The following is a 1,018-nucleotide window of genomic DNA, read 5'->3' as shown; positions in this document are numbered from 1 at the left end:
CGCTATCAGCGCACCCGTCGTGGACGATTCGCCCACGCGGCCAGAGCCCGACGCTACCGGGCCCGACGCAAATTCGTGACGCATCAGGGTTTACCCACTTCCCCCACCGATGATGTACTGCAACCGGACCTCGACGCCGCCGTTGCACTTGCCAACGCCGCCACGCGTGCGGCGGCGCCGACGCCGCTGCGCTGTCATTGCTGCGGTGGCCCGCTGCCGCAACTGGTGCGAACCGGCTTCGTGCGCCGCCGTGGTTCTCGTCGTGTCTATCCCGAAGGAGAGCCCTTCGGCCGTCGCTTAGATCGTGGAGATCCCGATGACGATTCCGGTTGAACTCGAGGCGCAAATCCTGCGCCTGTATCACGCCGAGAAGTGGCCGTGCGGCACGATCGCGAAGCAGTTACGCGTACACCGCGAAACGGTGCAGCGGGTACTCACCCGTGCTGGGTTACCGCGGATCGGCCCGGTGTCGAAGCCGTCAATGATCGAGCCGTACCTGCCGTTCATCCGGCAGACGTTGGAAAAATATCCTTCGCTGACGGCCAGACGTCTTTACTTTATGGTTCGCGAGCGCGGCTACAAGGGCGCACCGGATCACTTCCGGCATCTGATCTCGCTGCATCGTCCTCGCAAGCCTGCCGAGGCCTTCCTGCGACTGAGGACATTGCCGGGTGAACAGGCCCAGGTCGATTGGGGGCACTTCGGTTACATCGAGATTGGCCGTGCGCGCCGGCCGCTGATGGCGTTCGTGATGGTGCTCTCGTACTCGCGCGACATCTATCTACGCTTCTTCCTTGACGCTCGCATGGAGAACTTCTTGCGCGGACACATCGGCGCGTTCAACACGTGGTGCGGCCTGCCGAGGGTTCTGCTGTACGACAATCTGAAGTCGGCCGTGCTCGAGCGCTATGGTGCGGCTGAGTTGCAAGGTAAGCACTCGATCAGCACCGTAGCGTAGGTCGACGACGACGGGGAGCCGCGATGCTATCGGATGGGCACGACGTGAGCAGTAGACGGC

2 protein-coding genes are annotated in these 1,018 nt (G+C 63.2%); both read left to right on the top strand.

Translation table 11 applies throughout. The annotated features are described in order from the left end of the window. Nucleotides 1–333: hypothetical protein (locus ACPUER_RS36860; RefSeq protein ID WP_425133592.1), on the top strand; the 333-nt coding region annotated here is incomplete at its 5' end. Next, nucleotides 317–958 (top strand): helix-turn-helix domain-containing protein, encoded by a 642-nt coding sequence (locus ACPUER_RS36855; protein ID WP_425133591.1) that lies wholly within the window; start codon nt 317–319, stop codon nt 956–958. The genes ACPUER_RS36860 and ACPUER_RS36855, both read left to right, overlap by 17 nt. Nucleotides 959–1,018: the final 60 nt, after the last annotated feature.

The sequence above is a fragment of the Burkholderia sp. DN3021 genome (assembly GCF_049805555.1).
Classification (GTDB): Bacteria; Pseudomonadota; Gammaproteobacteria; order Burkholderiales; family Burkholderiaceae; genus Burkholderia; species Burkholderia pyrrocinia_C.
The sequence above is the reverse complement of the archived record's forward strand: the minus strand, read 5'-3'. Positions and strand labels throughout refer to the sequence as shown.